The 17,766-nt window shown below is 67.9% G+C and carries 22 protein-coding genes and 1 tRNA gene; 13 read left to right on the forward strand and 10 right to left on the reverse strand.

The window, feature by feature from the left end:
* The first annotated feature begins 26 nt into the window (after positions 1-26).
* The 6 genes from GGQ97_RS07320 to GGQ97_RS07345 are packed head-to-tail and all read left to right on the forward strand — an operon-like array spanning position 27 to position 5,254.
* Positions 27-707, forward strand: coding sequence for a class I SAM-dependent methyltransferase (locus GGQ97_RS07320; RefSeq protein WP_342448473.1), 681 nt, complete (start codon positions 27-29; stop codon positions 705-707).
* Positions 707-2,068 (forward strand): aminomethyl-transferring glycine dehydrogenase subunit GcvPA, encoded by a 1,362-nt coding sequence (gene gcvPA / locus GGQ97_RS07325; protein ID WP_168068345.1) that lies wholly within the window; start codon positions 707-709, stop codon positions 2,066-2,068. The genes GGQ97_RS07320 and gcvPA overlap by 1 nt, the downstream gene beginning before the upstream one ends.
* The gene (gene gcvPB, locus GGQ97_RS07330; RefSeq protein ID WP_168068347.1) at positions 2,065-3,681 is read left to right on the forward strand and encodes an aminomethyl-transferring glycine dehydrogenase subunit GcvPB; all 1,617 of its coding nucleotides are present in this window, start codon (positions 2,065-2,067) and stop codon (positions 3,679-3,681) included. The genes gcvPA and gcvPB overlap by 4 nt, the downstream gene beginning before the upstream one ends.
* A gap of 26 nt (positions 3,682-3,707) precedes the next feature.
* Positions 3,708-4,193 (forward strand): CcdC protein domain-containing protein, encoded by a 486-nt coding sequence (locus GGQ97_RS07335; RefSeq protein WP_168068349.1) that lies wholly within the window; start codon positions 3,708-3,710, stop codon positions 4,191-4,193.
* Positions 4,194-4,202: 9 nt separating this feature from the next.
* Positions 4,203-4,664 carry an ABA4-like family protein gene (locus tag GGQ97_RS07340; RefSeq protein ID WP_168068351.1) on the forward strand — a complete coding sequence of 154 codons (462 nt, stop codon included), beginning with the start codon at positions 4,203-4,205 and terminating at the stop codon, positions 4,662-4,664.
* Complete coding sequence (locus GGQ97_RS07345; RefSeq protein WP_168068353.1) at positions 4,661-5,254, forward strand: DUF938 domain-containing protein; 594 nt, start codon at positions 4,661-4,663, stop codon at positions 5,252-5,254. Before GGQ97_RS07340 ends, GGQ97_RS07345 begins: the two co-directional genes overlap by 4 nt.
* Here the strand turns inward: GGQ97_RS07345 and GGQ97_RS07350 are convergent.
* Positions 5,229-5,855 (reverse strand): phosphatase PAP2 family protein, encoded by a 627-nt coding sequence (locus tag GGQ97_RS07350; protein WP_168068355.1) that lies wholly within the window; start codon positions 5,853-5,855, stop codon positions 5,229-5,231. The genes GGQ97_RS07345 and GGQ97_RS07350 overlap by 26 nt on opposite strands.
* 41 nt (positions 5,856-5,896) lie before the next feature.
* Here GGQ97_RS07350 and GGQ97_RS07355 point away from each other — a divergent pair, with 41 nt between their 5' ends.
* Positions 5,897-6,310 (forward strand): PilZ domain-containing protein, encoded by a 414-nt coding sequence (locus tag GGQ97_RS07355; protein WP_168068357.1) that lies wholly within the window; start codon positions 5,897-5,899, stop codon positions 6,308-6,310.
* A gap of 42 nt (positions 6,311-6,352) precedes the next feature.
* Here GGQ97_RS07355 and GGQ97_RS07360 read toward each other — a convergent pair whose 3' ends face one another.
* Complete coding sequence (locus tag GGQ97_RS07360; protein ID WP_245198092.1) at positions 6,353-6,982, reverse strand: PilZ domain-containing protein; 630 nt, start codon at positions 6,980-6,982, stop codon at positions 6,353-6,355.
* A gap of 200 nt (positions 6,983-7,182) precedes the next feature.
* On the opposite strand from GGQ97_RS07360, the gene GGQ97_RS07365 reads away from it, so the two are divergent.
* Positions 7,183-8,181 carry an aspartyl protease family protein gene (locus GGQ97_RS07365; RefSeq protein WP_168068361.1) on the forward strand — a complete coding sequence of 333 codons (999 nt, stop codon included), beginning with the start codon at positions 7,183-7,185 and terminating at the stop codon, positions 8,179-8,181.
* A gap of 42 nt (positions 8,182-8,223) precedes the next feature.
* Positions 8,224-8,928, forward strand: a complete 705-nt coding sequence (locus GGQ97_RS07370; RefSeq protein WP_168068363.1) for a VIT1/CCC1 transporter family protein — start codon at positions 8,224-8,226, stop codon at positions 8,926-8,928.
* 36 nt (positions 8,929-8,964) lie between these two features.
* Here the strand turns inward: GGQ97_RS07370 and GGQ97_RS07375 are convergent.
* Positions 8,965-9,037: transfer RNA gene (locus GGQ97_RS07375), tRNA-Lys, on the reverse strand.
* A 14-nt stretch (positions 9,038-9,051) separates the two neighbouring features.
* Positions 9,052-9,543 carry a 2-amino-4-hydroxy-6-hydroxymethyldihydropteridine diphosphokinase gene (gene folK, locus GGQ97_RS07380; protein ID WP_168068365.1) on the reverse strand — a complete coding sequence of 164 codons (492 nt, stop codon included), beginning with the start codon at positions 9,541-9,543 and terminating at the stop codon, positions 9,052-9,054.
* A 91-nt stretch (positions 9,544-9,634) separates the two neighbouring features.
* Between folK and GGQ97_RS07385 the strand changes: the two genes are divergently transcribed.
* From GGQ97_RS07385 to GGQ97_RS07395, 3 genes are all read left to right on the forward strand, one after another.
* Complete coding sequence (locus GGQ97_RS07385) at positions 9,635-10,309, forward strand: uracil-DNA glycosylase (protein WP_168068367.1); 675 nt, start codon at positions 9,635-9,637, stop codon at positions 10,307-10,309.
* Positions 10,302-10,793, forward strand: a complete 492-nt coding sequence (locus GGQ97_RS07390) for a GNAT family N-acetyltransferase (RefSeq protein ID WP_168068369.1) — start codon at positions 10,302-10,304, stop codon at positions 10,791-10,793. Before GGQ97_RS07385 ends, GGQ97_RS07390 begins: the two co-directional genes overlap by 8 nt.
* 76 nt (positions 10,794-10,869) lie before the next feature.
* Positions 10,870-11,970: an AI-2E family transporter gene (locus GGQ97_RS07395; protein ID WP_168068371.1), complete on the forward strand. Its 1,101-nt coding sequence runs from the start codon at positions 10,870-10,872 to the stop codon at positions 11,968-11,970.
* Positions 11,971-11,977: 7 nt separating this feature from the next.
* Here GGQ97_RS07395 and GGQ97_RS07400 read toward each other — a convergent pair whose 3' ends face one another.
* Complete coding sequence (locus GGQ97_RS07400; RefSeq protein WP_168068373.1) at positions 11,978-12,670, reverse strand: helix-turn-helix domain-containing protein; 693 nt, start codon at positions 12,668-12,670, stop codon at positions 11,978-11,980.
* Positions 12,671-12,868: 198 nt separating this feature from the next.
* Here GGQ97_RS07400 and GGQ97_RS07405 point away from each other — a divergent pair, with 198 nt between their 5' ends.
* On the forward strand, positions 12,869-13,855 hold the full coding sequence (locus GGQ97_RS07405) for an aldo/keto reductase (RefSeq protein WP_168068375.1): 987 nt from the start codon (positions 12,869-12,871) through the stop codon (positions 13,853-13,855).
* Positions 13,856-13,865: 10 nt separating this feature from the next.
* Here GGQ97_RS07405 and aguB read toward each other — a convergent pair whose 3' ends face one another.
* The 5 genes from aguB to nrdR form a co-directional block, all read right to left on the reverse strand.
* The gene (aguB, locus tag GGQ97_RS07410) at positions 13,866-14,717 is read right to left on the reverse strand and encodes an N-carbamoylputrescine amidase (protein WP_168068377.1); all 852 of its coding nucleotides are present in this window, start codon (positions 14,715-14,717) and stop codon (positions 13,866-13,868) included.
* A 10-nt stretch (positions 14,718-14,727) separates the two neighbouring features.
* Positions 14,728-15,708 (reverse strand): agmatine deiminase family protein, encoded by a 981-nt coding sequence (locus tag GGQ97_RS07415; protein WP_168068379.1) that lies wholly within the window; start codon positions 15,706-15,708, stop codon positions 14,728-14,730.
* 85 nt (positions 15,709-15,793) lie between these two features.
* Entirely contained in the window at positions 15,794-16,408 is a 615-nt protein-coding gene (gene rpsD / locus GGQ97_RS07420; RefSeq protein ID WP_168068381.1) for a 30S ribosomal protein S4, read from the reverse strand.
* 135 nt (positions 16,409-16,543) lie between these two features.
* A complete protein-coding gene (locus GGQ97_RS07425) occupies positions 16,544-17,284 on the reverse strand; it encodes a TrmJ/YjtD family RNA methyltransferase (RefSeq protein WP_168068383.1) in 741 nt (246 codons plus the stop codon).
* Positions 17,281-17,766, reverse strand: a complete 486-nt coding sequence (nrdR, locus tag GGQ97_RS07430; protein ID WP_168068385.1) for a transcriptional regulator NrdR — start codon at positions 17,764-17,766, stop codon at positions 17,281-17,283. The genes GGQ97_RS07425 and nrdR overlap by 4 nt, the downstream gene beginning before the upstream one ends.

Genomic DNA, 17,766 nt, shown 5'->3' on the forward strand with positions numbered 1-17,766 from the left:
CGGACTATGCCCGCGTCGGCGGCTTCGTGCCTGCGCTGGGCGCCGCCGCGCTAGACCTGCTGGCGCCCCAGCCAGGCGAGACGATCCTCGACGTCGGCTGTGGTGACGGCACCTTGACCTTGCGGATCAAGGAAGCGGGGGCCGAGGTGGTCGGAATCGACAACAGCCTGTCGATGATCGGCGCCGCCAAGGCCAAGGGGCTCGACGCCCGGCTGATGGACGCCGCCGACCTCAAGTTCGCCGAAGCCTTCGACGCCGCTTTCTCCAACGCCACCCTGCACTGGGTGCTGGCCAAGGAGCGCGCCGCCCGCGCCATCTGGTTCGCACTCAAGCCCGGCGGGCGGTTCGTCGGAGAGATGGGCGGGGACGGCAATCTCGCCGCGCTGCGCCGCCACCTCGACGACGAACTGGTGACCCGCGGCTTCGGCCCGCCGACCTATGCCGCCAACTGGTATCCGACCCCGCAGGAATTCACCGCGCTCTACGAAGGCGTCGGCTTCCGCAACGTCGAGGCCGAGCTGATCGAGCGCCCGACCCCACTCGAACATGGCGTCGAGGGCTGGGTCCTCGCCTTCCGCAAGGGCTGGCTCGACCGCGCCGGGGTACCCGAAGCCGACCGCCCTTCCATCGCCGCTGCCGTCGCCCGCCGCCACGGCTCGCCTATCGCCGACTACATCCGCCTCCGCTTCACCATGGACAAGCCCTGATGCGCTATCTTCCCCTTTCCGACACCGACCGAACCGAGATGCTGGCCACCATTGGCGCGGGCAGCGTCGATGAGCTGTTCCGCGACGTTCCCCAGGAAGCGCGGCTCGACGGCCCGATCCGCGGCCTGCCGATGCATGCCTCCGAATTGTCGGTGGAGCGCCAGCTGACCGCGCTCGCCCGCAAGAACGTGCCCGCCTCGGATGCGCCCTTCTTCCTCGGCTGCGGCGCTTACAAGCATCACATCCCGGCCAGCGTCGACCACCTGATCCAGCGTGGCGAGTTCCTGACCGCCTACACGCCCTATCAGCCCGAAATCGCGCAGGGCACGCTGCAGGTATTGTTCGAATTCCAGAGCCAGGTGGCGCGCCTCAACGGCTGCGAGGTCGCCAACGCCTCGATGTACGACGGCTCGACCGCGATGTGGGAAGCGATCGGCATGGCTGGGCGGATCACCCGCCGTAACCTCGCGATCATCCACGAAGGCGTCCACCCGCATTACGTGTCGGTCGCGCGGACCATGGCCAAGTTCACCGGCACCTCGCTTGCCGACCGGGCTCCGCAGCTCAGCGCCGACATGCAGGTCGACGCGCTGCTCGCCGACATCGAGGCCAATTCGCCAAGCTGCGTGGTGGTCCAATATCCCGACATCCTCGGCCGGATCACCGACCTCCAGCCGATCGCCGACGCCGCGCATGCCAAGGGCGCGCTGCTGATCGCGGTGGTGACCGAGCCGGTGGCGCTCGGCCTCCTCAAGTCGCCGGGCGAGATGGGCGCCGACATCGTCGTCGGCGAAGGCCAGTCGATCGGCGTCGGGCTCAACTTCGGCGGCCCCTATGTCGGGCTGTTCGCCTGCCGCGAGAAACATATCCGCCAGATGCCGGGCCGGATCGCGGGCGAGACCATCGACGCCGACGGCAAGCGCGGCTTCGTGCTGACGCTCTCAACCCGTGAGCAGCACATCCGCCGCGAAAAGGCGACCAGCAACATCTGCACCAATTCCGGCCTGTGTGCGCTGGCCTTTTCGATCCACATGACGTTGCTGGGCGAGAAGGGGCTGAGAGCCTTGGCCGAGCTCAACCATGCGCGCGCTCGCGCCGCCGCCGACAAGCTTGCCGCCATTCCCGGCGTGCGGCTGGTCAACGACCTGTTCTTCAACGAATTCACCCTCGAACTTCCGGTCGAGGCCCGGCCCGCTGTCCACCGGATGGTCGAGCAGGGCGTGCTCGGCGGGGTGTCGCTCGGTCGGCTCTACCCGGACGAATCGCAGCTTGCGAACGGGCTGGTGGTGGCGGTCACCGAAACCGCGACCGACGAGGATATCGATGCGCTGGTCCAGGCGCTGACGGAGGCAGTCAAGTGACCATCAACCAGAGCGGCTGGAAGCCATCCTCCCCGGTTCAGGGCGCGACCGACACCGGCACAGTGACCGGCAATCGCGCGCTGATGCTGGAGGAAGCGCTGATCTTCGAGATCGGCGACAGCGAGACGACCGGCGTCGATATCGACGGGCCCGAGCAGCGCGACACCGGCCTCGGCTCACTGCTCCGCTCCGCGCCGATCGGCCTTCCCGGCCTCACCGAGCCGGAAACGGTCCGCCATTACACCCGCCTCAGCCGCCAGAACTATGCCATCGACCTCGGCCTGTTCCCGCTCGGCTCGTGCACCATGAAGCACAATCCGCGCTTGAACGAGAAGATCGCCCGGCTGCCCGGCTTCGCCGACATCCACCCGCTCGCCCCGCGCGAAACGGTGAAGGGTGCGCTCGAACTCATCAACACGCTCGCCTTCTGGCTGATCGACCTCACCGGCATGCACGGCGTGGCGATGAGCCCCAAGGCCGGCGCGCATGGCGAATTGTGCGGCATCCTCTGCATCCGCGCCGCGCTCGAAGCGCGCGGCGATCCCCGCTCGGTCGTGCTGGTCCCGGAAAGCGCCCACGGCACCAATCCCGCGACCGCTGCCTTCGCCGGCTACCGGGTCGAGAACATTCCCGCCAATGACGCGGGCCGGGTTGATCTCGAGGCGCTGAAGGCCCGTCTCGGGCCGGACGTTGCAGCGGTGATGATTACTAATCCCAACACCTGCGGCCTGTTCGAACCCGACATGAAGGCGATCAGCGACGCGGTCCACGCCGCCGGCGCCTTTGTCTATTGCGACGGGGCCAACTTCAACGCCATCGTGGGCAAGGTACGTCCGGGCGACCTCGGCGTCGACGCGATGCACATCAACCTCCACAAGACCTTCTCGACGCCCCACGGCGGCGGCGGCCCGGGCTCGGGCCCGGTGGTCCTGTCGGAGGCGCTGTCGCCGTTCGGCCCGCTTCCCTACACCGCCAGGACCACCGACGGCGTCGTGCACCTGGTCGAGGAGGAGCAGGCCGAAGCCTTCTCCGCCGAGCATTTCGGGGGCAAGCTGCAGAGCTTCGGGCGGATGACCGCCTTCCACGGCCAGATGGGCATGTTCACCCGCGCTCTTGCCTACATCTTGAGCCACGGCGCCGACGGCCTGAAGCAGGTGTCGGAGGATGCGGTGCTCAACGCCAATTACATCCTGCGCAGCCTCGAGGACGTGCTCGACGCGCCGTTCGCCCAATCGGGGCCGTGCATGCACGAGGCTTTGTTCAGCGATAAGGGCTTTGCCGAGGGCGTCTCGACCCTCGATCTCGCCAAGGCGCTGATCGACGAAGGCTTCCACCCGATGACCATGTATTTCCCGCTGGTCGTCCACGGCGCGATGCTGATCGAACCGACCGAAACCGAGAGCAAGGCGGCGCTGGACCAGTTCATCATGGCCCTGCGCTCGGTGGCGGAGCGCTGCCGGGCAGGGGACGAAAGCCTCAAGAGCGCCCCCCACCACGCCCCGCGCCGCCGACTCGACGAAACGCTGGCGGCACGCAAGCCGGTGGTCGCCTGGCGTGAGCCGGTCCCAGCGGCGGCCGAGGCGCCGACCCCTAGTGAGGTCGGCGACCGCTGAGCCCCGCCTGGGACCCAAATGGCCTGGTGACCAACGTCGCCGGGCCGCTTCTCACCCTGGCGCTGGTGCTCGGCTGGCGCTTGCGGCGACAGCACCCCGAACGACCGCTGCAGCGCCGCTTCCTGTGGCTCGCGCCGGTCCTTTATCTTGCGGTGATCGCCTTTGCCCTGTCGCGCCATCCGCCGGGACTGAGGGGCTGGGCGCTGCTGGGCGCTGGGCTGCTGATCGGGGCGGCGGCGGGCTGGTGGCGGGGGCGATTGTTCGTCCTTCGGCTGGACGAGGCCAGCGGGTTGGTCCTGCTGCGCCGTTCGCGCTGGGCGGTGACGATGCTGGTGTCGCTGGTTGCGCTGCGCTTCATCGCCAACCTGTGGATCGGTCCGGACACGCAAGGCAGCACTGCCCTGTCCGTCACGGATTTCGCGCTCGGCGCCGTGTTCGGGCTGATCGCCGTCACCAGGCTGGAGATCGCGCTGCGTGCCCGCGCCTTGCTGGCGGACGCCGTGCGGCGCTAGGGCTGGGCGATGCTTTGGCAAACCCTTTTCAGCTTCACCAACCTCGTCGCCCTGGCGGGCTGGGCCTTGCTCCTGTTCGCCCCGCGACGGCCGTTGACCTATTCGGCGATCCTTTATGCCGGGGTCGGCCTGCTGTGCCTCACCTACGCGGTGTTGCTCGTCCTCCTAGTCGGCAAGCTCGTCGACCCGGGAGCGCTTCCGGGCGCGGCGCCGTTCGACGTCTCGGACTACAGCATCGGCGGCCTGCGCAAGCTGTTCCTGACCGATGCCGGGATCGTCGTTGGCTGGACCCATTATCTCGCCTTCGACCTGTTCGTAGGCCTGTGGATCAGCCGCGACGCCGACAACAAGGGCTTCTCCCGCCTCGCGGAGGCACCGATCCTGATCCTTACCTATCTGGCCGGGCCGCTCGGCTTGTTCCTCTGGCTTGCGATCCGCGAGCGCCGGGCCCGCGCTGCCGCTCGCCCATGAAGCACAGCAGTCCGGCCGCGCTCCGCAACCGCGAGCCGATCCTTGCGGTGTTGAAGGAATGGCTGCCGCCGTCGGGACACGTGCTGGAAATTGCCGCCGGCACTGGCGAGCACGCGCTTCACTTCGCCGCCGCTTTTCCGGATCTGGACTGGCAACCGACCGATCCCGACCCCGAAGCCCGCGCCTCGATCGACGCCTATCGCGAGGACGAAGGCACGCCCAACCTCAAGCCCGCCCTCCTCCTCGACGTCACCGCCGCCACGTGGCCGGTCGCCCACGCCGACGCTATCCTTGCGGTCAATCTCGTCCACATCTCGCCGCCCGAGGCCAACACCGGGCTCCTGGCCGGCGCCGCGCGGTTGCTGTCTCCCAGAACGCCATTGATCCTCTACGGGCCGTGGCGGGTGCAGGGGCAATTGCTCGTCTATTCCAACGCGGCATTCGACGCGAAATTGAAGGAGCGCGACCCGCGTTTCGGCCTGCGCGACCTCGGCGCTTTCGCCGCGGAGGCCCGCGACGCCGGTTTCGACCTTGCCGAGCGCCGGGACATGCCGGCCAACAACCTCATGCTGCGCTTCGTTCGCCTCTAAGTCCGAGCCACCACCACGCCAGCAGCGCCGCCGCCGCGCCGAGGATCCAGCCTGCAAGGACATCGCTTGGCCAGTGGACGCCTAGGATGGGGCGGGTAATGCCCATTATCAGCGATGCGGTCACCGCCGCCGCCACCGCCGGCCGCCGCCAGCGTTTGGGCGCCACGAACAGGGCAAGCGCAAGGAAGGTCGCCATGCTGTTGCCGGCGTGGCCGCTAGGAAAGCTTTGCGAGTGGACTACCACCGGATGCGCCTCGAGGCTGGGCCGGGCCCGGTCGACCACGGCCTTGATGATTTCGACCGCGATCCGCGTGCCCAGCACCGCCATCAGGAGCGCGGCGGCCCGCGCGCGTTGGTCATGCCACCACAGCCACGACGCACCGACCGCTGTCATCGGCAGCAGCGCGAAGGCGCTGCCCAGGTGCGTGTAGAGGATGAGGGCGCCTGCAGCGTCGGGATGCGCGGCCCGCCATGGCCCCGATCTCTGGATGGCGGCGAGGTCGAGCGGGTAGGTGGCTCCGCCGATCCATTCGAGGAGCAGGAACAGGGCAGTTCCCGCGACAAGCAGCAGGACCGGAAGGATGCGAATTCTTGGGATCACATTAAATCAAATTTTTACTCCCATGTCTTAGTTCCGAAAACATGGACGAAAGCAGCCCGGTACAGAATCGGCGTCAGCGCCGTGCCAATGTTCTCCTCACGGCTACGGTCGAGATGACGGGGCGGGCGCTGGACGTGAAATTGCGTAACCTTTCGGCGGAGGGCGCCCTGATCGAAGGGGTGGACCTGCCTATCGAGGGGACCGAGATACGCTTCCGCAAGGGCGACCTGCAGGTCCCCGGCAAGGTGGTGTGGGTGGCGCAGAACCGCGCCGGGATCCACTTCCACGCGCCGCTTACCCCCGAGGCGCTACTGCGCCACGTGCCGACCCCGCGCCCGCGGGTCATCCCTTCCTTCCGCCGCCCGGGCCTCGCCGCACGGCCGATGACCTCGGTCGAGCGCAGCCTGGAGCAGGTGTGGGGAGTGCCGAGCGCCCGGGATCCGTTGCTGGACTGACGCGAAAGCGTAAGCCGCCGTCCACCGGCGGCGGCAACGGCCTCAGGCCGCGTTGCGCGATCCGCTGCGGGCTTTCAGCCAGTCGATCAGCTGGGGCAGCGGCAACAGCCGGTTGAAGGTGATCCCGGCGAAACCATCGGACGTCCAGCGCACCACGCTCGGCTGCGGCGGCAAACCCGGAAGGCTGACCACCACTTCGGCATTGCGACCAAACGGGGAATCGGTCTCGACCTTGATCCCGCCCTGGCTGATGTCGCAGGCCCGCGCACGGACGACGCTGGCGCCTTCGCGAATGGTGCAGAAGGACGACGTCTCAATGCGAGGCATGCGCGGACGCGGGCCGTCTTCGCTCTGGCTGAGCATGGCGACGACGTCGACGGGCTTGTCGAACAGCAGGCCGAGATTAGGGACACGCACCCAGGCGACCTTGCCGCTGAGCGGCTGGCCGCACTTGAGTTCGACGGTCAGCTTCTGACCCAGCTTGATGTTCTCGCTGTACAGGCGAAGCATCGCTCCGCCCGCGGACAAGTTCTTGATCAGGCACAGTTCGCGCCGGCCGTCGACAACCATGGTGCCGACCCGGAACAGCGTCAGGTGGCGCTCGCCCTCGCGGCGATCGTCGGGCGCAGGCGCCCGTTCGCTGAGGGAGTACAGGGTCGTCTCAATGGGCATCTCATCCACATTATAGCTCCCGGACGCCGTTCGCCGAACCGCCGCCCTTATTCCCCACGACTTTTCTCTAGCCCCCGGAAGTTACCAAGGAGTTGAATGCGGGCTGCCGCGGCGGGAAAAATTGAGGGCAGCAGAGGCGCTTGGCCGAAGGCCTCGACAGGTATAGCTTCGCCATGCGCAGCCGATTGGAGTTTATGCAGATGCTACTGGCTCTCACCGCCGCCGCCCTTGCCGCTGTTCCCGTTCCGGCGCAGCCGTCCACCTTCGGGCCCGCGGTCACCCGGCTGGAGGCGACCAACGCCCCGTCCGAACCGCAACCGCACGGGGAGGAGGTGCTGCAGCTTGAGCGCCTGCCCGATCTTCGGCTGACGATCGACATCGCGGTCGGAGCGAAAGGGCCGTTCCGCTTCCTGGTCGACACCGCCGCGGATCGCAGCGCGGTGTCGCGCCAGCTGGCGACCAAGCTGAACCTTCCGGCCGGGCGTGACGCGGTGCTGCACAGCGTCAGCGGAGCAAGCCGGGTCAACACCGCCTCGCTGCGCGGCATGCAGGTCGCCACGCGCACCTTGCCGGACGTTACCGCCCCGCTGCTCGACGCCGACCACTTCGGCGCCGACGGCATCCTCGGCACCGACGTGCTGCGCTCGGCCATGGTGCGCTTCGACTTTCGCCAGCGCCAGCTGTCGATCAGTCCGTCGAGCCGCGCCAAGTCCGCCGGCAGCGAACCCAACACCATCGTGGTCGAGGCGCGCCGGCGATCTGGCCGCCTGATCGTCACCGAGGCCGAGCTCGACGGGCAGCGGCTGACGGTGGTGCTGGATACCGGAAGCGAAGTGTCGGTCGGCAATCTGGCGCTGCGCAGGGCGCTTGAACGCAAGGGGCGGCTGACTGGCGAAAAGCCGATGATCCTCGGATCGGTCACTGGCTCGACACTGCCAGCGAGCTACATCATGGTGCAGCGGCTGGACGTCGGCGGCGTGATGCTTGAAGGGCTCGGGATCGCATTCGCCGAAGCGCATACCTTCAAGGCGATGGGGATCAGCGATCGCCCGGCTCTGCTGCTCGGCATGAACGCGCTGCAGGCTTTCGACAGCCTGACCATCGACATGCAGGCCCGCAAGCTGCGCTTCGTCATGCCCGCCAACGGCGGTCGTGCCGGCCGCTTTGCCGAGAATGAGCGACGCGCAAACGGCGGCTAGTCGGTTCCGCGCCCACCGGCGCCCCTGCCAGAAGGTCTGCTGATGTCGCGATTGCACGATCACCGGGAACGGCACGCGACCGATCGCATCGGCTGGCTGCGCGCGGCGGTGCTCGGCGCCAATGACGGGATCGTCTCGACCGGAAGCCTGATCGTGGGGGTCGCCGCGTCCCAGCCGGGCCAGGCCGCCATCCTGGTCGCGGGGGTGGCGTCGCTGTTCGCCGGGGCGATGTCGATGGCGGCGGGGGAATATGTCTCGGTCAGCTCGCAGTCGGACACCGAGCGCGCCGACCTTGCCCGCGAGCGCATCGAACTGACCGAACAACCCGAGTCCGAACGCGAGGAATTGATCCGTATCTACGAGGGCCGCGGGGTCGAGCGCGCGACGGCCGAAGCAGTGGCCGACCAGATGATGGCAAGGGACGCGCTGGCGACGCACGCCCGCGACGAACTGGGACTGTCGCACGTCTCGACGGCGAGGCCGCTGCAGGCCGCGGCCGCCTCTGCTGCGACCTTCGTGGCTGGCAGCGCTGCGCCGCTGCTGGTCGCCTGGCTGGCGCCGCTGTCGGCCCTGATCCCGGCGGTGGTGGTGACCTCGCTGCTGTGTCTCGCCATCCTCGGCGCGCTCGGCGCCACCGCGGGCGGCGCGGCGATCGGCCGTTCCGTGGTGCGGGTGACCTTCTGGGGCGTGGCCGCGATGGCCGTCACCTTCGGTATCGGCAGGCTGTTCGGCGCCGCGGTCGGCTGACGACGGAAAGGTCTGGGCTGTTTCGAGAACATGGCGTGAGCCGTGCTGGGTTCGAACCAGCGACCCGCTGATTAAAAGTCAGCTGCTCTACCGACTGAGCTAACGGCCCACGCGAGGGCGCACCTAGGGCTTCGGACGTCGCTTGCCAAGCCGGGCCGCGAGGTGGCGCGTGGTGAGGCCGCCGCGTAGCCGCCACCGCGGGGCGATCGCGGCAAGCGGCAGGAGCATGAATTCGCGCTGCTCGAGCGCCTGGTGGGGGATGGTGAGCCGGCGGTCCGACCAGCGCCCGCCGTCCCAGGCGAGGATGTCGAGATCGAGCACCCGGCTTCCCCAGCGCTTGCCGGGGCGCCGCCCGAACGCGCGCTCCATCGTCTTCAGCGCTTCCAGCATCGCCGGCGGGGAGAGCGGACTTTCAGCGATCGCGACGGCATTGGCGAATTCCCGCCCGGCGCCGCCACTTGCCGGGTTGAGCAGGAGCGGCGAGGCATCGAACAGGGTGAAAGCCCGGTCGAGTTCTGCGATGGCGGCCTGCACCACGTGCGCCGGGCGCCCGAAGCGGCCGTGCGGACGGTTCGATCCGATCGCAATGGCGTAGAGATGGACTGGCTGTTCCATGATCGCCCGTCCTGAGCGGAACCGGCGCACGCTGGCAAGTCCGCTCACCTCCCCGCTTCGACTTGTCCGGCAGGGGCGATATGGAGAGGCCATGCTGTTCCCCGCATCCGCCCCTGTCCCGTCTCCCGTTCCCCAGGCCGAAGCGCCGCGCGACTGCCCCCTGTGCCCGCGCCTGGTCGCCCTGCGCGAGGCGTGCCGGGCGGAGCATCCCGACTGGTGGAACGCGCCGGTTCCGGCGTGGGGCGATCCGGGGGCGTGGCTGGCGGTGGTCGGCATGGCGCCGGGCAAGCAGGGCGCCAACCGCACCGGCCGACCGTTCACGGGGGATTTCGCTGGTGACCTCCTTTACGCCACGCTGCTGAAGTTCGGCCTCGCCACCGGGACGTATCGCGCCGACCCGTCCGACGACCTCACATTGCAGGGTGCGCTGATCCTGAATGCGGTGAAGTGCCTGCCGCCCCAGAACAAGCCCGAGCCGGCCGAGATCGCCACCTGCCGGCCTTATTTCGAAGCGGCGATGGCAAGCCTTCCCACGGTGCGCGTGCTGGTCGCGCTCGGCGCCATCGCCCATGCCGCGGCCGCCCGGGCGCTGGGGCTGCGGCCTTCGCAGGCCAGGTTCGGGCATGGCAGCGAAGTCGTGGCGCCGGACGGCCGCATCCTGCTCGGTACCTATCATTCCAGCCGCTACAACCAGAACACCCGGCGCCTGACGCCGCCGATGTTCGAAGCCGTGTTCGCCCGAGCGGTGGCGCTCCGCGATGGTTGAAGCGCTGACCACCGAGCGGCTGGTGCTGCGCCGGGCGCGGATCGAGGATGTCGGTCCGATGCATCGCATCATGAGCGATCCCGGCGCCATGCGTTACTGGTCGACCCTTCCGCACGAGAGCATGAAGATCACTGCCGACTGGGTCCGCAGCATGCTCAACCCTCCGCCTGGCAACGACGATTTCATCGTGACCCTGGACGGCGCCTGCATCGGCAAGATGGGCGCGTGGCAATTGCCTGATTTCGGCTACCTGCTCGATCCGGCGCAGTGGGGGAGGGGCTATGCCAGCGAAGCGCTCGCCGCCTTCCTCGCGCATCGCCGCCGCGCGGGCAGCGCGTTCCTCACCGCCGACACCGATCCCCGCAACGCCGCCAGCATCCGCCTCCTGCAGCGACATGGCTTTCACGAGACCGGTCGGGCCGAAAAGACCTGGCTGATCGGCGGTGAATGGTTCGACAGCATCTACTGGCGCAAGGACCTGTAGGGGCGCCATCGCGCTCGCCTTTCGTTTGGGGGCGTTTGCTCTATGAGTCGGGGCAGGTTTGGGGAGTTGGTCGTCGATGCAGCAATCCGGAACGGCCAAGGCTGGCGAGCGCAGCGCCTTCACGTTCTTCCTGGTGCTGATCACGCTGGCGCTCGGCTATGTCGCCTGGCCGTTCGCCTCGGCCCTGCTGTGGGCGGTGCTCGCCGCGATCATGTTCCAGCCGCTTTACCAGTGGATGCTGGTCAGAATGAACGGCGGGAGCAACCGCGCCGCCATCGCGACCCTGCTCGTCATCTTCGTTGCGGTGATCGTCCCGGCAATCGCGATCGGCAACGTCATCCTTGGCCAGGCCCTGCAGATCTACGAGGTCGTGAAGGCCGGCCAGTTCGACGCCGCGGGCTATTTCGAGCAGATTCAGGGCAGGCTGCCGACCCGCCTACAGCAGATCATCGAGGGCTCCGGCTACGGCGATTTCGCAGTGATCCAGGAGCGCGTTACCGCGATCCTGCGCGACAGCCTGACGGTGATCGCGCAGCACGCCCTGCAGATCGGCGGCAACGCTTTCACCTCACTGCTGGTGTTCGCGGTCGGCCTTTACGTCACCTACTTCCTGCTGCGCGACGGGACCCGGATCGGGGCGCTGGTCAAGGATACCTTGCCGCTCAATCCGCGGTCGGCGGATCACCTCGCCAGCAGTTTCGTCGCCACCATCCGTGCCACCATCAAGGGATCGGTGGTGGTCGGGCTGGTCCAGGGCTTGCTCGGGACTATCACCTTCTGGATCGTCGGCTTCCCCTCGGCGGTCCTGCTTGGCGTCCTGATGGCGATCGTGTCGCTGCTGCCAGCGCTCGGGCCGGCGCTCGTGTGGATACCGATCGCGGGCTATCTGCTGCTGACGGGCAGCATCTGGCAGGGGATCGTGGTGATCGTCTCCGGCGCGCTGATCATTGGCATGGCCGATAATCTGCTGCGGCCTCAGCTGGTCGGGCGCGATACCGGAATCCCTGACTGGCTGGTGCTGGTGACGACGCTTGGCGGCATTGCGGCCTTCGGCCTCAGCGGGGTCGTCGTTGGCCCGGTCGTGGGCGGCCTGTTCCTGGCCGGCTGGTCCATCTACCGCGAGGAGCAGCGCCTCCTCGACCCCGCCGCCGCCCACGACGAGGTGACCCCGGCGTAACCGAGGATCAGCGCGCAGGGGCCGGCACGACCTCCCGGCAATTCCTTGGCGTGCATTGCAGCACGCCTTCGATCACCGACCGGACAGTCTCGACCCGGGCCGACTTGGTTTCTGGGCTGTAGCTGAAAACGAGCACCGGCTGGGGGCTCATCTGCGTAGTGATGTCGAGGTACTGCCTGAGCTGGTCCTCGGTGATCGGTGCGCCGTTCCAGGTCAGGCTGGTCCCGTCGAGGCGGACGGCGTTGCGAACCTCCGAGCGTAGTTCGGATGCCGCCCGGACCTGGCCCCAGCGCGGAGGCCCTTCCGCGCTGCTGTTTTGCGAAACGGCCCAGGTCAAGGCCACGGCCGCGATGATCAGCGACATCAGCAATACTCCTCCGAACACCAGTACGAGCGGCCGCTGCGAAGTGAACGATCCGCCGCGACCGGCTTGCTTGTCCGGGGCCAAGGCAGCGGCGGATAGTCCAAAAGGCTTGTCCCCAAGAAATTTGTGGGTGTCCTGTTCCGCTTCGCCCAGGAGGCGCGCTGCCTCGCGGCTGCTGGACAGGCCCAGTTTCCGGCGTGCAGACCGCAGGCGCTCATTCACCGAATGGACGGAAGCCCCGAGATCGCGGGCGGTCGACTTCGCGTCATGCCCCTGAAGAAGAAGCCGGAGGACCTCCTTTTCTTTCTCGCTGAGCGATTCGACAGGGGCGATCATGAGAGCGTCGCCCTCCTCACTGCCGGTTGCCTGACGGATCGCTTGCACGGCGCTTTCATGAGCAATGGGTAGACGACAAATCGCCGAACCGAAATCCGAGCTTTGAAGCAGATACCGAAGGAAACATGACGGCGCGTCCGGGTTCTATGCTCATCTTCCACTGCCGCGCCGCCGCGCCGGTCGACAAGGACTGACCTCATGCAAACTCGCAAGCTCGGCCGGCAAGGTCTCGAGGTTTCCGCACTTGGACTTGGCTGCATGGGTATGTCCGACTTCTACGGCACCCGCGACGAGGCGGAGTCGATCGCCACCATCAACCATGCGCTCGATCGCGGTGTCACCTTCCTCGACACCGCCGACATGTACGGCTCTGGCGCCAACGAGGAGCTGGTCGGGCGCGTCGTGCGGGAGCGGCGGGAATGGGTGGTGATCGCGACCAAGTTCGGCAACATGCGCGCGGCGGATGGCACCTTCCTCGGCGTCAACGGCCGGCCGGACTATGTCCGCTCCGCCTGCGACGCGAGCCTGCGTCGATCAGGGCTCGACCTGTTCGATCTCTACTATCAGCACCGGGTCGATCCCGACGTCCCGATCGAGGAGACGGTGGGGGCGATGGCCGAGCTCGTGACGGCCGGAAAGGTCCGCTATCTCGGACTGTCGGAGGCGGCTCCTGAGACGATCCGGCGGGCCCATGCGGTGCATCCGATCACTGCATTGCAGACCGAATATTCGCTGTGGACCCGCGACGTGGAGGCCGACATCCTTCCCACCTGCCGGGAACTTGGCATCGGGTTCGTGCCCTATAGCCCGCTCGGCCGGGGCTTCCTGACCGGCCAGATCAAGTCGCCCGACGACCTGGTCGAAGGGGACAGCCGGCGCAACCACCCGCGCTTTCAGGGCGACGCGTTCCAGGCCAACCTCGACCTCGCGGCCTCCGTCGCGGCGCTTGCCGCTGAAAAGGGCTGCACGCCGGCGCAACTGGCGCTCGCCTGGGTGCTCGCGCAGGGCGACGACATCGTGCCGATCCCGGGCACCAAGCGCCGCAGGTATCTCGACGACAATCTCGGTGCATTGGAGGTCGAACTGAGCGACAGCGACCTGGCGCGGATCAGCGCCGCCTTGCCCCCCGGCGCGGCCCAGGGCACGCGTTATCCGGCCGCCTCGATGGCCGCCGTCGGGCGGTAAGCCGCCGCGCCTAGATGTCCTGAACCAGCCGCCCGTACAGTTCGGGCCGGCGATCGCGGAAGAAGCCGAAGGCGGCGCGGTGTCGGCGGGCCTGGGCAAGATCGAGTTCAGCGACCAGCACGCCCGTCTCGGTCGCGCCGAATTCGGCCAGCAGGTCGCCGCGCTCGTCGCAGATGAAGCTGTGGCCGTAGAAGCGCTGCCCGCCCTCGGTGCCGATGCGGTTGGCAGCGACCACCGGCACGACGTTGGACACCGCATGCCCGATCATCGCTCGCCGCCACAGCCGCGAGGTGTCGAGGTCGGGGTCGTGCGGCTCGGTCCCGATCGCGGTCGGGTAGAACAGGATTTCGGCGCCCATCAGCATCATCGCCCGGGCCGTCTCGGGATACCATTGGTCCCAGCAGATGCCGACACCGAGCTTCTCCGCATCCGGGCCGTCCCACACCTTGAAGCCGGTGTTGCCGGGACGGAAGTAGAACTTCTCCTCGTAGCCCGGGCCATCGGGAATGTGGCTCTTGCGATAGAGGCCGGCGACCGCGCCGTCCGGGTTCACCATCGCCAGGCTGTTGTAATGATGCTGCCCGTCTCGCTCGAAGAAGCTGGTCGGGATCCAGATGCCAAGCTCCTGGGCGAGCTTCTGCATCGCCTGCACGCTCGGATGCTTGTCGGTCGGAAGCGCGGTGGCGAACAGGCCCTCGTCCTCGGTCCGGCAGAAGTAGGGGCCTTCGAACAGTTCGGGCGGAAGCACGACCTGGGCACCCTTGCCGGCAGCTTCGCGCACCAGCTCGGTGACGGCGGCGATATTGGTGGAGGTGTCTCCCCCAAGCTCGAGCTGGAGGGCGGCGACTTTGATCGTGGACATGGGCTGCGCCTCAGGCGGGGATTTGCTGGGAGATGCAGTGGAAGCTTCCACCGCCGGTCAGGATGTGGTCGGCGCGCAGGCCTACTGCAAGGCGCCCGGGGAACAGCGCCTGCACTGCGGCCACGGCGGCTTCGTCGTTGGCGCTGCCGTACAGCGGCACCACGACGGCGGCGTTGCCGATCAGGAAGTTCATGTAGGAGGCGGGGATGATGTCGCCGTCGGCCTCGATCCGTCCGGGTGAGGGCAGGCGCACGAGGTCGAGCCCGGCCGCCTCGATCCGCGCCGCCGCATCGGCATAGACCGCGGCATTGGGATCGTCCGCCGCAGGCTCCGGCAAGGCGACGCGGCCGGTGCCGACGAAGCGGGCGAGGTTGTCGACGTGGCCGTCGGTATGGTCATTCGCCAGCCCCTCGCCGAGCCACAGGACCCGGGTCGCGCCCAGATCGCGGGCGAGGCGCTGTTCGACCTCCTCGCGGCCGAGACCGGGGTTGCGGTTGGGGTTGAGGAGGCATTGTTCGGTCGTGACGAACAGGCCCGAGCCGTCGCCATCGACCGCCCCGCCTTCGAGGATCCAGTCGGCCTTGGCGTAAGGCAAGCGGGCCGCGCCGGCGAGCCGCTCGCCGATGCTGTCGTCGCCTTCGAGGTCGTACTTGCCGCCCCAGCCGTTGAAGCCGAACCCCTGCGCACGGCGCCCAGCGCCAGAGCCGAGCACGATCGGGCCGGTGTCGCGCAGCCAGATATCGCCAAAGGCCTGCTCGATCACGGTTGCGAACGGCGCGAGGCGGCGTGCTTCGGCGGCTGCCTCGGGGTCGGCGGCGACGAGGATGATCTCCTCGCCCTTGCCGTCGGCGTGCAGCGCGCGGGCCAGCGCGGCGACTTCCTCCTGCGCTGGAGCGAGGTCCTCGACCCACAGTTCCGGGTCGCTTGGAAAGCCGATCCACATGGCGGCGTGGGGAGCCCATTCGGGAAGCGGAAGGAGGGGGGATGACATGGGGCCGCGCCTAGCAAAGAGGGGGTAAACGCAAAAGGGCGGCCCCGCGGGACCGCCCTCTCGTGTCGCGAAAAGCCGGTGAGACTTAGCGCGAGTAGAATTCGATCACGAGGTTCGGTTCCATGCGGACCGGGTAAGGCACCTCGTCGAGGGTCGGCACGCGGGTGTAGGTCACCTTGCTGGTGCCGTCCGGCGTGACGTATTCCGGGATGTCGCGCTCGGCCAGGCTCTGCGCTTCCATGACCAGCGCCATTTCCTGCGCCTTGGGGCCGAGCTCGATCACGTCGCCGACGTTGACGCGACGGCTGGCGACGTTGCACTTCACGCCGTTGACGCGGATGTGGTTGTGGCTGACGAGCTGGCGGGCAGCCCAGATGGTCGGCGCGAACTTGGCGCGATAGACGATCATGTCGAGGCGGCGCTCAAGCAGGCCGATGAGGTTCTGCGACGCGTCGCCCTTCATCTTGCTGGCTTCGAAGAAGGTCCGCTTGAACTGCTTCTCGGTGACGTCGCCGTAATAGCCCTTGAGCTTCTGCTTGGCGCGCAGCTGTATGCCGAAGTCCGACATCTTGCCCTTGCGGCGCTGGCCGTGCTGGCCGGGACCATATTCACGCTTGTTGACCGGGCTCTTGGGACGTCCGAAGACGTTCTCGCCCATGCGGCGGTCGAGCTTATACTTGGCGCTGGAGCGCTTCGACATTGTCTTTCCTTCAATTGCGTTTCGTTCGTGTTCCGGAACCGCGCTGCTTGCTGACAGGTCAGGGCAGGGCCACCGCTTCACCGGAGTGCGGAGCCAATTGCGAAGGCGCGCCCCTAGACGGGGAGGCGCCGGAGGTCAAGGTTGCGGTGTGCCCCGCAGGCGGGGCTGGGCGATCGCCCGGATCATCCCGCGCACCGCCTTGACCTCGCGGCTCGACCAGCCAGCCTTGGTGAAGATGGTGCGGATGGTGTTGCGGGTGGCCTGCATCCGCTCGGGCGGGTTGAAGTAATTCACCTGGGACAGGTAGCCGTCGAGATGCTCGATCAGGCCGTCGAGCTCGGCCTGGGGGGCGCGAGGCTCCACCTCGAACGCGGTCGGCTGCACCAAAGGAGCAGAACGGGACCATTCGTAGGCGAGCAGGATCACCGCCTGGGCGAGGTTGAGGCTGCCGAACTCGGGATTGATCGGCACGGTCACGATGTGGCTTGCGAGGACCGCATCCTCGGTCGCGAGGCCGGAGCGTTCGGGGCCGAACAGGATGGCGGAGCGGCCGGCGGTGGAGTGGATGGCGGAGGCCATCTGTTCGGGGCCGACCACCGGGGTGACGATGTCGCGCTTGCGGACGGTGGAGGCGAACACCTGGCTGCAATCGGCGATCGCCTCGGCGACGGTGTCGAAAACCTTCGCCTGCTCCAGCACGATGTCGGCGCCGCTCGCGGCCGGGCCGGCGTCGGGGTTGGGCCAGCCGTCGCGCGGCGCGACGAGGCGCATCTCGGTCAGGCCGAAGTTGAGCATGGCCCGGGCCGCCTTACCGATGTTCTGGCCGAGTTGGGGGCGGACGAGGATGATGACCGGCGGCGGGGCGGCGCTGCTCACAGCAACTTGCCCGGCGGCGCGGCGGTTTCTTCGGTCGGCTCGCCCACTTCCTCCGCAATTTCGGCGAAGTCGCTGGCTTCGGAGAAGTCGCGGTAGATGGAGGCGAACCGGATGTAGGCGACATGGTCGAGGGTCTTCAGCCCGGCCATCACCTTTTCGCCAATCTCCTCGGCGCGCACTTCGTCGCCGCGGGTTTCGAGCTGGCGCTGGACCGAGGAAACCAGCCGCTCGATCTTCTCGGGGCTGATGTCGCGCTTGGCGCTGGCGTGGCCGATGGCCCGCGCAAGCTTGGCGCGCTCAAACGCTTCGCGGCTGCCGTCCTTCTTGATCACCACGAGATCACGCAGCTGGATCCGTTCAAAGGTGGTGAAGCGGGCGCCGCAGCCCTCGCACTGGCGACGGCGGCGGATGGCCGCTCCGTCTTCGGAGGAACGGCTGTCCTTTACCTGGCTGTCCTGATCACCGCAAAAGGGGCAGCGCAT

This window comes from Sphingomonas kaistensis, from assembly GCF_011927725.1.
GTDB lineage: Bacteria > Pseudomonadota > Alphaproteobacteria > Sphingomonadales > Sphingomonadaceae > Sphingomicrobium > Sphingomicrobium kaistense.